At 69.0% G+C, this 12,277-nt stretch carries 12 protein-coding genes; 6 read left to right on the forward strand and 6 right to left on the reverse strand.

Annotated features, from left to right (window positions below; genetic code table 11):
* The first annotated feature begins 10 nt into the window (after positions 1–10).
* Together Y958_RS24795 and Y958_RS24800 are read left to right on the forward strand one after the other, a co-directional pair.
* Positions 11–967, forward strand: coding sequence for a polysaccharide deacetylase family protein (locus tag Y958_RS24795; protein WP_088874587.1), 957 nt, complete (start codon positions 11–13; stop codon positions 965–967).
* A gap of 24 nt (positions 968–991) precedes the next feature.
* The gene (locus Y958_RS24800; protein WP_088874588.1) at positions 992–2,242 is read left to right on the forward strand and encodes an SGNH/GDSL hydrolase family protein; all 1,251 of its coding nucleotides are present in this window, start codon (positions 992–994) and stop codon (positions 2,240–2,242) included.
* Positions 2,243–2,246: 4 nt separating this feature from the next.
* Here Y958_RS24800 and Y958_RS24805 read toward each other — a convergent pair whose 3' ends face one another.
* Complete coding sequence (locus tag Y958_RS24805; RefSeq protein WP_186291601.1) at positions 2,247–2,639, reverse strand: DUF1636 family protein; 393 nt, start codon at positions 2,637–2,639, stop codon at positions 2,247–2,249.
* A 145-nt stretch (positions 2,640–2,784) separates the two neighbouring features.
* On the opposite strand from Y958_RS24805, the gene Y958_RS24810 reads away from it, so the two are divergent.
* The gene (locus Y958_RS24810; RefSeq protein WP_088874590.1) at positions 2,785–3,948 is read left to right on the forward strand and encodes a winged helix-turn-helix domain-containing protein; all 1,164 of its coding nucleotides are present in this window, start codon (positions 2,785–2,787) and stop codon (positions 3,946–3,948) included.
* On the opposite strand, the gene Y958_RS24815 is transcribed toward Y958_RS24810, so the two are convergent.
* Positions 3,931–4,515 (reverse strand): DUF4865 family protein, encoded by a 585-nt coding sequence (locus tag Y958_RS24815; RefSeq protein WP_088874591.1) that lies wholly within the window; start codon positions 4,513–4,515, stop codon positions 3,931–3,933. The genes Y958_RS24810 and Y958_RS24815 overlap by 18 nt on opposite strands.
* A gap of 101 nt (positions 4,516–4,616) precedes the next feature.
* Positions 4,617–5,531 (reverse strand): LysR family transcriptional regulator, encoded by a 915-nt coding sequence (locus Y958_RS24820; RefSeq protein ID WP_088874592.1) that lies wholly within the window; start codon positions 5,529–5,531, stop codon positions 4,617–4,619.
* 105 nt (positions 5,532–5,636) lie between these two features.
* Between Y958_RS24820 and Y958_RS24825 the strand changes: the two genes are divergently transcribed.
* Entirely contained in the window at positions 5,637–6,473 is an 837-nt protein-coding gene (locus Y958_RS24825; RefSeq protein ID WP_088874593.1) for an oxidoreductase, read from the forward strand.
* A 19-nt stretch (positions 6,474–6,492) separates the two neighbouring features.
* On the opposite strand, the gene Y958_RS24830 is transcribed toward Y958_RS24825, so the two are convergent.
* Positions 6,493–7,068, reverse strand: coding sequence for a helix-turn-helix domain-containing protein (locus tag Y958_RS24830; RefSeq protein ID WP_088874594.1), 576 nt, complete (start codon positions 7,066–7,068; stop codon positions 6,493–6,495).
* 82 nt (positions 7,069–7,150) lie between these two features.
* Between Y958_RS24830 and Y958_RS24835 the strand changes: the two genes are divergently transcribed.
* On the forward strand, positions 7,151–7,675 hold the full coding sequence (locus tag Y958_RS24835; RefSeq protein WP_088874595.1) for a GNAT family N-acetyltransferase: 525 nt from the start codon (positions 7,151–7,153) through the stop codon (positions 7,673–7,675).
* Positions 7,676–7,701: 26 nt separating this feature from the next.
* On the opposite strand, the gene Y958_RS24840 is transcribed toward Y958_RS24835, so the two are convergent.
* Positions 7,702–9,201: a CoA-acylating methylmalonate-semialdehyde dehydrogenase gene (locus tag Y958_RS24840; RefSeq protein ID WP_088874596.1), complete on the reverse strand. Its 1,500-nt coding sequence runs from the start codon at positions 9,199–9,201 to the stop codon at positions 7,702–7,704.
* A 100-nt stretch (positions 9,202–9,301) separates the two neighbouring features.
* Between Y958_RS24840 and Y958_RS24845 the strand changes: the two genes are divergently transcribed.
* Positions 9,302–10,207, forward strand: coding sequence for a LysR family transcriptional regulator (locus tag Y958_RS24845; protein WP_088874597.1), 906 nt, complete (start codon positions 9,302–9,304; stop codon positions 10,205–10,207).
* On the opposite strand, the gene Y958_RS24850 is transcribed toward Y958_RS24845, so the two are convergent.
* Positions 10,191–12,275: a phosphocholine-specific phospholipase C gene (locus Y958_RS24850; protein WP_088874598.1), complete on the reverse strand. Its 2,085-nt coding sequence runs from the start codon at positions 12,273–12,275 to the stop codon at positions 10,191–10,193. The genes Y958_RS24845 and Y958_RS24850 overlap by 17 nt on opposite strands.
* Positions 12,276–12,277: the final 2 nt, after the last annotated feature.

Here is a 12,277-nt window from a genome sequence, read left to right on the forward strand (position 1 = left end):
AGGAAACGTCATGCGCCTGAAACGACTGTTGGCCCTGGCTGCCGGCCTGATGCTGACCGCGGCCCCTGTGCTGGCGCAGCAGGCGCCCCCGCAGGCCGCCCAGATGCAAGTGGCCCTGACCATGGACGACCTGCCGGTGCACGGCCCCCTGCCACCCGGCCTGACCCGGGCGGAGGTGGCGCACCGCGTGCTGGCGGCCTTCAAGGGTGCCGGCGTGGCGGAGGTCTACGGCTTCGTCAACGCCAAGGGCCTGGCGGACGAGGGCGACGATGCCGCCCAGGTGCTGGCCCTGTGGCGCCAGGCCGGTTACCCGCTGGGCAACCATGTCTACGCCCATGACGACCTGCATGGTCACGACGTGGCCGCCTTCACCGCCGCCGTCACGGCGGATGAAGCGGCGCTCAAGCAGTACATGGATCCAGGAAGTGGAAAGAACACCGATTGGCACTGGCTGCGCTTCCCCTACCTCCACATCGGCGAGACGCCGGAAAAGCGGCGGGAGGTCGCGGCCTTCCTCAAGGACCATGGCTATCGCGTGGCCGAGGTGACCCTCAGCTTCAACGACTACATCTACAACGCGCCCTATGCCCGCTGCATGGCCAAGGGTGATCAGGCGGCGGTGGCGCAGTTGCGCAAAAGCTACCTGGACCGGGCGGCGGAATCGCTGACCATCGGGCGCCAGCAGGCCCAGGCCTTGTACGGCCGCGACGCGCCCCACGTCATGCTGCTGCATATCGGCGGGTTCGAGACGGTGATGCTGCCGGAACTGCTGTCGCTGATGAAGGCCAAGGGCGTGGCCTTCGTGCCGCTGGCCAAGGCGGAGGCGGACCCCATCTATGCCACCAACCCCGGCACGCCATCCAATGGCACGGGCAGCCTGCTGGACCGGGAAATGGCGGCCCGCACCCTGCCGCAGCCGGCGCACAGCGCCGACCCGTCCACCTGGCTGGACGGCCTGTGCCGCTGACCCTCTAGATTCAGGAAATGCCTCATGCGCCTCCGTTCCCTATTCCTGGCTGGTGCCTTGTTGGTCCCGACCATCGTCCCCGGAGCGGTTCATGCCGCCCCCCAGGATGTTGACCAGTTCACCACGCAGTGGGTGGGCAGCTGGATGGCGTCCGCCCAGGCGGGCGGCGCCGATTCCACGCCGCCCGCGCCCGGGTTCACCGACGCCACCCTGCGCCAGGTGGTGCACCTGACCTTAGGCGGTGCGCGCGTACGCTTCCGCTTGTCCAATGCCTTCGGCACAGCGCCGCTGACCATCCCCGGCGCCCATGTCGCCCTGTCGGCGAAGGAGGGAAAGACGCCCAGCGCCGCCATCCGCGCCGGCAGCGACCACGCCCTGACCTTCAACGGCCAGGCGTCCGTCACCATTCCGGCCGGCGGCATGGTCTGGTCCGACCCGGTGGACCTGACCGTGCCCGACATGGCGGACCTGGCCGTCAGTCTGCGTCTGAAGGACGTGCCGGCCACGGTCACCGGGCATCCGGGGTCCCGCGCCACCAGCTACATCGCCACCGGTGATGCCCTGGACGCCGCCGACCTGCCCGGCGCCGCGACGGTCACCCACTGGTACATCCTCACCGGCGTGGACGTGCAGGCGCCGGCGACGGCCAATGCCGTGGTGGTGCTGGGCGACAGCATCACCGACGGACGCGACAGCACCACCGACGGCAACGGCCGCTGGACGGACGCGCTGGCCCGGAACCTGCTGCGGGGCAAAAGCCCCGTGGGCGTGCTGAACGCCGGCATCGGCGGCAACCGCCTGCTGCTGGACGGCATCGGCCCCCGCGCGCTGGATCGGCTGGACCGTGATGTGCTGGACCAGACGGCCGTGCGCTGGGTCATCGTGCTGGAGGGCATCAACGACCTGGCGACGGCCCTGAAGGCGGCGGAACGCAAGGAGGTGGGGGCGACGCCGGAGGCCATCATCGACGCCTACCGCCAGATCATCGCCCGCGCCCATGCGCGCGGTCTGCTGGTCTATGGCGCCACCATCCTGCCCTGCCAGGGCATCGGCTATTGTGATCCGGCCATGGAGCCCAATCGCCAGAAGGTGAACGCCTGGATGCGCGGCAGCGGCGCTTTCGATGCCGTCATCGACCTGGACCGCACGCTCCAGGATCCCAAGAATCCCGGCCATCTGTTGCCGGAGGCCGATGGCGGCGACCATCTGCATCCGGGCGACACCGGCTATCGTCTGATGGCGGAAGGCACGGACCTGGCGCTGTTCGCGAGGTGAGCGCTTACAAGCCCGGCGGGATCTTGGCCAGGATGCCGGAGCGGAAGGGGCCGGGGCGGTCGCCGCGCATGAGCACGCCGGTGTCGCTGGCGGCGTACTGTGCCGCCAGGTCCAGGGCGGCGGCGGCGGTTTCGGGCGTCGGCGCCTTGTCGCAGAACAGGTAGCTGGGCTTGCCCCGGCCGGACAGGGCCACGGTGCAGGCGCGGTCGCAGCCGCTCATGCATTCCACCCCGTTCAGGGCCACCTGGTCGCGGCCCGGCCAGTCGGCGTGCAGGGCGGCCACGGCTTCGTACAGCACGCGGCCGTCGCGCACGGCCTCCGGCGGGGCGCCCTTGGGCCGGCAGGTGACGCAGATGTGCAGGGTGTGGGCAGGGACGGTCGGGGACGCTTCGCTCACCGGGGACTTCCTCAAGGCTTGAACGCGGGCGACTATGGGCCCGGCCAGGCGGCGGGCGTCAAGGGGATACGCCGTACATTCATCACAGGCGCGGCGAGCGTTGATGGTTATAAGACGGCTTCCACGCCCCCGAGGATTCGGCCTGATGCCCAGCACGCCTGTCGAGATTTCCGCGTCCCGCGCCCGTCACCTGTGGCTGGCAGCCCAGCGTCTGCTGGAACCGGCCTCGTTCGGCGCGGGCCCCCAAGCCGTGAAATTGGCGACCGAGCACCTGGGTTATGTCCAGATCGACACCATCAACGTCATCGAGCGCAGCCACCACCACATCCTGCAGACACGCATCCCTGACTACGCCCGGGCGGACCTGGCGGCGGCGCAGTCGGTGGACAAGTCGGTCTTCGAATACTGGGCGCACGCCCTGGCCTATATCCCCACGGCCGACTATCGCTATTTCGCGCCGGACATGCGCCAGATGCGCGACAACCCGCCGGCCAGCTACGCCGCCATCAACCGGCGCGATTACAACGCCCTGCTGCGCCGCATCGGGGAGGATGGCGCGCTCAGCATCCGCGATATCGACGACGAGGTGCTGGTGGAGAAAGAGCACCTGTGGGCCAGCCGCAAGCCGTCCAAGCGCCTGCTGAACTTCGGCTTCTACAATGGGGACCTCACCATCTCCCGCCGCGACGGCATGCTGAAGGCCTATGAGCTGACCGACCGTCATTTCGGCTGGGAGCGGCGGCCCCGCCCGGCGACGCCGGGGCAGGTGGCCGACTATCTGCTGAACCGCGCACTGCGCAGCCAAGGCGTCGTCAGCCTGGAGTCCATCTGCTACGGCAATCTGGGCCTGAAGGCCCAGATCTTGCCCCTGATCGAGAAGGCGGTACGCGCCCGCCGCCTGATTCAGGTGACCATCACCGGCGCGGAGAAGGTGCCCCACTGGGCCGAGGCCGCGGCCCTGGAGAGCGCGCTGCCGCCCGTGCCGGCCGGCCTGGTGCACATCCTGTCGCCCTTCGACCCCCTGGTCATCCAGCGCAAGCGGCTGGAGGCCATCTTCGGCTATGTCCATCGGTTCGAGGCCTATGTGCCGGCGGCCAAGCGGGTGCTGGGTTATTTCGCCCTGCCGGTGCTGGTGGGGGATGAGATCGTGGCGGCCCTGGACCTGAAGACCGACCGCCAGGCCGGCCGCCTGCTGGTGCAACGCTGGACCTGGATGGTGCCGGAACGGCCGGACCTCAAGGCCGCCATCGAGGAAGCGCTGGGCCGGTTCCAGCGCTTCCAGCTGGCGCCGTCACTCCTGCCGGCTTGAGGGCAGCGTTTCCAGCAGCGGCCGGACCAACTGCAGCACCTGATAGGTCACGGCCGTGGCCGGCGGGTTCCGGGGCGCCTCCGTAGCCAGGCGAACCCGGGTCAGGGTCCAGGTGCGGGTGTCCACCCCCACGGCGGCGGCCACGATGTCGTCCCCCTCCGCCACTTCACGGTTCAGCGCGATTTCATCGGCCCACAGCCCGCCCAGGGCGGTGTCCACTGAGATGGGGGCATTGTCCACCACGGCGTAGCGGGCGTCGCGGGCGCGACCCTTGCGCGCGTCCAGCGCCACCCGCACATCGATATCCGCCCGGCCGAAGGTGTCGGTGACGGCCTTGTAGCGGTTGTGCACCAGGAAATCGCGGAAGGCCGCGTCCTGCCGCCACAGGTACAGGGAGGAATAGGCGTTGGCGATTGCGCCGTGCCTGCCAGCCTCCCGCAGCAGGAAACCCTTGAAGTACAGCTCGGGCATGGCGGCCCAGCGGGCGGCGTTGGTCTCGGCCCGCTTGCGCAGGATGTCCAGGTCGTAGTCGGCCGTCAGGCGGTGGCTGTAGTGCGCGATCAGCATCGGTTGTCACTCCCATGGTGGCGATGTCCGGGAGGATAGCGGTGCCTTGACGATCACATAATCACATGAATTTCTATTTCAGTAATTGCGGTTTGAAATGATTAGGCGGTCGGCTCCTGCGCCGTGCGCCGCAGGAAATCCACCAGCGCCCGCACCGCCGGCGGGGTGTGGCGCTGCTTGGGATAGTACAAATACCAACCGGGGAAGGGGGGCGAGTACTCCTGCAACAGCGGCACCAGGGCGCCCCGGTCGATCAGCGGCTTCATCCACCGGTCCGACCAATAGGCGAAGGCGATGCCCACCCCCTGCGCGGCGGCGGCCAAGGCCGTGTCGCGATGGGACACCACCAGCGGCCCCTCCACCGCCACGGCGAACCAGCGGCCGTCGGCCTGGAATTCCCAGTTGTATAGCTTGCCGCTGCCGGGCTTGCGCCAATTGATGCAGCGATGGGCGTGCAGGTCGGCAGGCGTCCTGGGCTGGCCATGGCGGGCGATATAGTTGGGCGAGGCCACGGCCACCTGATGCAGATCGGGGCCCAGCTTTACCGCCACCATGTCCTTGGCCAGCAATTCGCCCAGGGTGATGCCCACGTCGAACCCGGATTCCACGATGTCCACCACCGCATCGTCGATGGCCAGTTCCAGGACCATGTCCGGATATGTCTCGTGGAAGCGGCCCAGCACCGGCTCCACCAACGTGGCCGCCGCCAGCCGGGGCAAATGCAGGCGCACCGTGCCGGTGGCCATGCCGCGCAGATTGCCGACCTCCGCCACCGCCGCCTCCATCTGTTCCAGGGCCGGCTTGAACCCCGCCAGCAGCCGCGCGCCGGCTTCCGTCAGGGCGGTGCTGCGGGTGGTGCGGTTGAACAGGGCGACGCCCAGCCGTTCCTCCAACCCGCGAATGGTCTGGCTGAGGGCTGACGGCGTGACCCGCAATTGGGCCGCGGCGCGGGAGAAGTTCCCCTGTTCCGCGATCATGGCGAAGGCCCGCAGGTCGGCGAATTCACTGCCGCGCATTCTGTCTCCCCAGCTAATAGGCGCATCGAGTTTATGTAGCATATCGCAGATCCGGCGGCTGTGGCCCACTCCCGCGCATTCTCAAACCAGTGCTGGGGTGTCCCCATGGTCAAATCGAAGATTTTCCTGATCACCGGCGTCAGCAGCGGCTTCGGACGCGCCTTCGCGGAAGCGGCGCTGGCGGCTGGCCATACCGTCGTGGGCACCGTTCGGCGCCCGGCGGACGCCCGGGCCTTCACCGCCCTACACGATACCCGCGCCCACGCCATCCCTCTGGACATCACCGATACCGACGCCATTGCGCCAGCCGTGGCGGGGGTGGAGCGGGATATCGGCCCCATCGCCGTCCTGGTCAACAACGCCGGCTATGGCCACGAAGGCATCCTGGAGGAATCCCCACTGGCGGAGATGCGCCGGCAGTTCGACGTCAACGTCTTCGGCGCTGTGGCCATGATCCAGGCGGTGCTGCCGTTCATGCGCCGGCGGCGGGCCGGGCACATCGTCAACATCACCTCCATGGGTGGTTTCATCACCATGCCTGGCCTCGCCTACTATTGCGGCAGCAAGTTCGCGCTGGAAGGCGTCAGCGAGGTGCTGGCGAAGGAGGTGCGCGACCTGGGCATCCGGGTGACGGCGGTGGCGCCGGGTTCCTTCCGGACCGATTGGGCCGGCCGCTCCATGGTCCGTTCGGCCCGCGCCATCGCGGACTACGACTGCCTGTTCGATCCCGTGCGCCAGGCGCGGGAGGAGAAGAGTGGCCGCCAGGCTGGCGATCCCGCCAAGGCGGCGCAGGCGCTGCTGACCCTCGTGGAGGCCGAGGCCCCGCCGACCCACCTGCTGCTGGGCACCGACGCCCTGGCCCTGGTGCGCGACAAGCTGGCGGCGCTGGAGGCCGAGATCGCCGCATGGGAGAAGCTGACGCGGTCGACGGACTTCGCTTGAGGCCCCGTCAAGGCTGCCGTCAAGGCTGAAGGATCAGCACCAGATAGGTGCAGGGCCGGTCGCCCCGGTTCTCGAACACGCAGTCGGCCGGCGGGCCCAGTTCCAGGCTGTCGCCGGCCGCCAGGCGGTGCTCGATGTCGCCCTCGGTGAAGGTCAACTCGTTGGTCAGCACATGGATGATGTGGCGGGTGAACGCGTAGGCCGAGGCGGGGAAGGGCACGCGCGCACCGGCCGGGAGGTCGATATGCACCAGTTCCAGGGGCATGTCGGACCCCGGTGGCGGCGCCACCAGGCGGCGGACATAGCCGGTGGCGGGGTCGCGCCAACTGCGCTGCTCCTCGGCGCGCAACAGGCGGCGGCGGCCGTCATCCTCCGCCCGGGCCAAAAGGGCCGACAGGGTCAGGCCGAAGGCGCCCGACAGCCGGCCGAGCAGAGAGGCGGTGGGGCTGCTTTCCGCCCGTTCGATCTTGTTGATCATGGCGCGCGACACGCCGGCGCGATCCGACAGGTCGGTCAGCGACCAGCCGCGGGCCTCACGCTCCACCCGGATGCGGGCGCCCAGCCGCGCGTCCAGCTCATCACCGTTTCCCGTCATATGCCTACCGAACCCCCCTTGCCGACATCGGCATCGTATCACATAGTGGACGCGATGAAACTATAGTGAACGGATCGCCATCATGACCCAGACCGTTACCATCCGCCCGGCCACCCTGGACGATCTGGAAGGCATCCGCGTCATCTATAACCACGCGGTGGTACATACGACAGCCATCTGGAACGACATGCAGGTGGATCTGGAGAACCGCCGCCAGTGGTTCGAGGCGCGCATGGCCCGGAACTTCCCGGTGCTGGTGGCGGTGGCAGAGGGGGAGGGGCAGGTGGTGGGCTACGCCGCCTATGGCGACTGGCGCCCCTTCGACGGCTTTCGCCACTCGGTGGAGAATTCCGTCTATGTGGCGCCCCAGGCCCAGGGACGCGGCGTGGGGGAGGCACTGCTGCGCGCCCTGGTGGCCTGCGCGCGGGAACGCGGCGTCCACCGCATGATCGCGGCCATCGCCAGCGAGAACGCCATCTCCATCGCGCTGCACGCCAAGGTCGGCTTTCGCACCGCCGGGGTCTTCTCCGAGGCCGGCACCAAATTCGGGCGCTGGCTGGACCTGACCTTCATGGAACTGTTGGTCGGCGGGGGCCAGCCGACCTGAGGCCGGCCCCCATCCTTGCATAAGCCTCAGCTCATCGTCGGGATCACGAAGCTGGCGCCTTCCTTGGTGCCGGAGGGCCAGCGCGACGTGACCGTCTTGGTCTTGGTGTAGAAGCGGACGCTGTCCGGACCGTGCTGGTTCAGGTCGCCGAAGCCGGAGCGCTTCCAGCCGCCGAAGGTGTGATAGGCCAGCGGCACGGGGATGGGCACGTTCACGCCCACCATGCCCACGTTCACCCGGTTGGTGAAGTCGCGCGCGGTGTCGCCGTCGCGGGTGAAGATGGCGACACCGTTGCCGTAGGCATGCTCGTTGGGCAGGCGCAGGGCCTGCTCATAGCTGTCGGCCCGCGCCACGGACAACACCGGGCCGAAAATCTCGTCCTGGTAAATCCTCATGTCCGTCGTGACGTGGTCGAACAGGCTGCCGCCGATGAAATAGCCGTTCTCGTGCCCCTGCATCTTGAAGCCGCGCCCGTCGACCAGCAGCTTGGCCCCCTCCTTGACGCCGGTATCGATGTAGCCGCGCACCCGCTCCAGCGCGTCGCGCGTCACCAGGGGGCCGTAGTCGGCGCCCTCATCGGTGGACAGGCCGACGCGCAGGGATTCCACGCGCGGCACCAGGCGTTCCACCAGGGCCTCGGCCGTGGCCCGACCCACCGGCACGGCCACGGAAATGGCCATGCAGCGCTCACCCGCCGAGCCGTAGCCGGCGCCGATCAGCGCGTCCACCGCCTGGTCCAGGTCGGCATCGGGCATGATGATCATGTGGTTCTTGGCGCCGCCGAAGCACTGGGCGCGTTTCCCATGCTCCGCCGCCGTGGCGTAGATGTAGTTGGCGATGGCGCTGCTGCCGACGAAGCCTACGGCCTGGATGCGCGGATCGGTCAGCAGCGTGTCCACCGCTTCCTTGTCGCCGTTCACCACGTTGAAGACGCCATCGGGCAGTCCCGCCTCCAGGAACAGTTCCGCCAGGCGCAGCGGCACCGACGGGTCGCGCTCCGACGGCTTCAGCACGAAGGCGTTGCCGCAGGCGATGGCGGGGGCGGCCTTCCACAGCGGGATCATGGCCGGGAAATTGAAGGGCGTGATGCCGGCGACCACGCCCAGGGGCTGGCGCATGGAATAGACGTCGATGCCGGGGCCGGCGCTGTCGGTGTACTCCCCCTTCAGCAGGTGGGGGATGCCGATGGCGAACTCCGCCACCTCCAGCCCACGCTGGATGTCGCCCTTGGCGTCGGCGATGGTCTTGCCATGTTCGGAGGACAGCAGCCGCGCCAGGCTGTTCATGTCGCGGTTCACCAGGTCCACGAACTTCATCAGCACGCGGGCGCGGCGCTGCGGGTTGGTGGCTGCCCAGGCCGGCTGGGCCGTCTCGGCGGCGGCTATCGCGGCCTCCACCTCGCTTTTCGAGGCCAGAGGCACCTTGGCCTGCACCTCGCCGGTGTTGGGATCGTAGACGTCGCCGAAGCGGCCGGACGTACCCGGCACAGGACGGCCGTTGACGAAATGGGTCAGTTCCCGGGTCATGCGCGTTCCTCCTGCTGTGGTTGTTTTGCGCCAGTTAAGCATTCATATTCCTGCACGTACAGGGTGCTGATTTCGCCCTCGGCTGTGCGGGAATTCCCATATGGAAAGCTCATTTGACTGGGACGCCCTGCAGTCCTTCCTGGCGGTGGTGCGGGCAGGCAAGCTGACGGCGGCGGCCCGGCGCCTGGGCGTGGACCATTCCACCCTCAGCCGCCGCATCGCCGACCTGGAACGCACCCTGCAGACCCAGCTGTTCACCCGCAGCGTCCAGGGCTATGCCCTGACACCCCAGGGGGAGAAGCTGTTGGCCTCGGCCCAGGCCATGGAGTCCGTGGCGCTGGGCATCCTGGGGGAGGTGGCGGGATCCAGCCTCAAGGTGGCGGGCAGCGTGCGCATCGGCGCGCCCGACGGCTTCGGCACCGTGTTCCTGGCGCCGCGCCTGGGCGATCTGGGGGCGGCCCATCCGGATTTGCTGGTGGAACTGGTGACCACGCCCCGGCTGTTCAGCCTGACCAAGCGCGAGGCCGACATCGCCATCGGCCTGGCCCCGCCGCGCGAGGGCCGGTTGCACGCCCGCAAGCTGACGGACTATCAGCTGGGCCTGTACGCGGCGCAGGACTACCTCGACCGGCGGGGGGCGCCGCAGCGGCGGACCGACCTGCGCGACCATCGCCTGATCGGCTATATCGGCGAGCTGATCTACGCGCCGGAGCTGGACTACGTGCCCCTGATCGAAAAGGATCTGGCGCCCAGCATCACCAGTTCAAACCTGCTGGCCCAATACCAGATGACCCTGGCGGGGCAGGGGTTGTGCGTCCTGCCCTGCTTCATGGCGGGGCAGGAGCCGCGCTTGCGCCGGGTTTTGCCTGAGACGGTATCCTTGACCCGGTCGTTTTGGCTGATCGTCCATTCCGACCTGCGCGCGTTGGCGCGGGTGCGCATCACCTCCGACTTCATTGTCGAGGCGGTGAAGGCCGCCCGCGCGATGTTCATGCCGGACGCGTAGATCCGACGGCCGGGTCGGTGCTGGCCGGCCAGTCGCCGTCGGCGCGGCCGGCCAAGCGGCGTTGGACATGGTCGCCGGTGATGACCAGGTCGTACCAACCGCCCGTGGGGCGCAGGGGCCAGCGCATGACGCCGCCCTCCGGTCCCGGCGTCCAGGGCCGGTGGTGGTCGAGATAGGCCCCGGGCTGGACGCTCACGCCCGTGCCGGGGGCCACGGTGATGCGCAGGGCGTCGCCCTCCACCGCCCAGCTGATCCCGGCGGTGCCCGCGCGGGTGCCGGTGAAGGCGCGGTGGAAGCCGTTGGGGCCCCGCACCCACAGGTCATAGGCGCCGTCGGGCCCGGTCAGGTGCCAATCCCCCGACAGCGCGCGGCCGGCCTCCACCGTATAGCGGCGGGGGATGGCGTCCAGCCGCAGCCGGTCATAGACATGGAACACCGCGCCCTGGCCCGCGCCGGCCTCGAAATCCAGGCGGATCGTGCCGGCGGCGGAGTCCACATGGTCGGTCACCTCCAGCGCGTAGCGCAGCCGGCGTGACGGCCGGGTCCCGGCTTCCTGTGCCGGATGGGGCGGGGCCACCGGTGTTTCCGGCACCGTCTGGCCGACGATGGCGCGGGCGCGGTCGCGGGTGGGCACCGTGTCCGGCAGGGCGGCCAGCTTGGCGTTGGGGGTCTTGAAGTCGAAGGCGGTCAGCAGGTCGCCGCACACCGCCCGCCGCCAGGCGGAGATGTTGGGCTCCATCACGCCGAAGCGCCGCTCCATGAAACGGATGATGGAGGTGTGGTCGGCCACCTCCGAATGCACCCAGCCGCCGCGCGACCAGGGGGACAGGATGTAGCAGGGCACGCGCGGCCCCAGGCCATAGGGCCGGCCGCGCAGGTTCAAATCGTCGCCATCGGCGCCGGGGGCCTTCAGGCGGTGATAATCATCGTCCGTCGCCGCCGAGCTGGCCCCGGCGAAGCCGCCGGGCGCGTCCGGATCGGGCGACGGCGGGGCCGGCGGCGGCACATGGTCGAAGAAGCCGTCATTCTCATCGAAGGTGATGAACAGCACGGTGCGCGCCCACACCTTGGGGTTGGCGGTCAGCGCGTCGATGACCTGGGCGGTGTAGGCAGCCCCCTGCGCCGGGCTGGAGGGGCCGGGATGCTCCGACCCTTCCTCTGTGCCCACGACCCAGGAGATCTGGGGCAGCCGGTCGGCCATCACATCCTCGCGCAGCTTGTCCAGCGCCCGGGTGGACAGGCCCTTTTCCCGCAGCACAGCGCGCGAGCCCGGATCGCTGCGATAGGCGGCGCGGTATTGCAGGAAATTGGCCAGCGGGTTGTCACCGAAATTGTCGGCCATGTCCTGGTAATGGCCCCAGCTGATGCCCGCCGCCTCCAGCCGCTCCGGATAGGTGGTCCAGGAAAAGCGGGGGATGCTGGCCGCGTCCGGCTTTTTCAGATCGTCATCGGGGTTGTCGATGGCCGGCCCGCCGCCCTTGCCGTGCGGATCGTTGGTGCCGGTCCACAGGAACAGGCGGTTGGTGTTGGTGCCGGTGTGCATGGCGCAGTGGTAGGCGTCGCAGATCGTGAACGCCTCCGCCATGGCGAACTGGAAGGGAATGTCCTCCCGCGTGTAATAGCCCATGGCGCGCTGGGTCTTGGCCTCAGGCCAGTGCGCCATGCGGCCGTTATCCCAGGCGGCCTGGGCATTGGCCCATTGGTGCGGCGTGCCCAGCATGCGCATCAGGTCGAAATGCGCCTTGGTGGACAGGTGGAAGGGATTGACCAGGCGCGGGTGCGGGTCGGTGCGGTCGCGCTGATCCCAGACGGTCAGGGCCTGGCCATCAGGGCCCGGTGGCACCGGGATGGGGAAGCGGTCGCCGAAGCCGCACACGCCCGAGAGGGTGCCGAAGTAATGATCGAAGCCCCGGTTTTCCTGCATGAGCACGACGATGTGGGCTACATCCTCGATGGTGCCGGTGCGCACGTCGGCGGGGATGGCGGCGGCGCGGGCCAGGGCGGGCGGCAGGCCGGCCAGGGCGGCACCGCCCAGCGCATGGCGAAGAAGCGAACGGCGATCCATCATGG

The sequence above is a fragment of the Nitrospirillum viridazoti CBAmc genome (assembly GCF_000730165.1).
Classification (GTDB): domain Bacteria; phylum Pseudomonadota; class Alphaproteobacteria; order Azospirillales; family Azospirillaceae; genus Nitrospirillum; species Nitrospirillum viridazoti.

Excerpts from the sequence above, each read along its gene's own strand:
- Y958_RS24825 (WP_088874593.1), top strand. The coding sequence starts at position 5,637 with ATGGTCAAATCGAAGATTTTCCTGATCACCGGCGTCAGCAGCGGCTTC.
- Y958_RS24840 (WP_088874596.1), bottom strand. The coding sequence starts at position 9,201 with ATGACCCGGGAACTGACCCATTTCGTCAACGGCCGTCCTGTGCCGGGT.
- Y958_RS24800 (WP_088874588.1), top strand. The coding sequence starts at position 992 with ATGCGCCTCCGTTCCCTATTCCTGGCTGGTGCCTTGTTGGTCCCGACC.
- Y958_RS24810 (WP_088874590.1), top strand. The coding sequence starts at position 2,785 with ATGCCCAGCACGCCTGTCGAGATTTCCGCGTCCCGCGCCCGTCACCTG.
- Y958_RS24850 (WP_088874598.1), bottom strand. The coding sequence starts at position 12,275 with ATGATGGATCGCCGTTCGCTTCTTCGCCATGCGCTGGGCGGTGCCGCC.
- Y958_RS24835 (WP_088874595.1), top strand. The coding sequence starts at position 7,151 with ATGACCCAGACCGTTACCATCCGCCCGGCCACCCTGGACGATCTGGAA.
- Y958_RS24830 (WP_088874594.1), bottom strand. The coding sequence starts at position 7,068 with ATGACGGGAAACGGTGATGAGCTGGACGCGCGGCTGGGCGCCCGCATC.
- Y958_RS24815 (WP_088874591.1), bottom strand. The coding sequence starts at position 4,515 with ATGCTGATCGCGCACTACAGCCACCGCCTGACGGCCGACTACGACCTG.
- Y958_RS24845 (WP_088874597.1), top strand. The coding sequence starts at position 9,302 with ATGGAAAGCTCATTTGACTGGGACGCCCTGCAGTCCTTCCTGGCGGTG.
- Y958_RS24795 (WP_088874587.1), top strand. The coding sequence starts at position 11 with ATGCGCCTGAAACGACTGTTGGCCCTGGCTGCCGGCCTGATGCTGACC.
- Y958_RS24820 (WP_088874592.1), bottom strand. The coding sequence starts at position 5,531 with ATGCGCGGCAGTGAATTCGCCGACCTGCGGGCCTTCGCCATGATCGCG.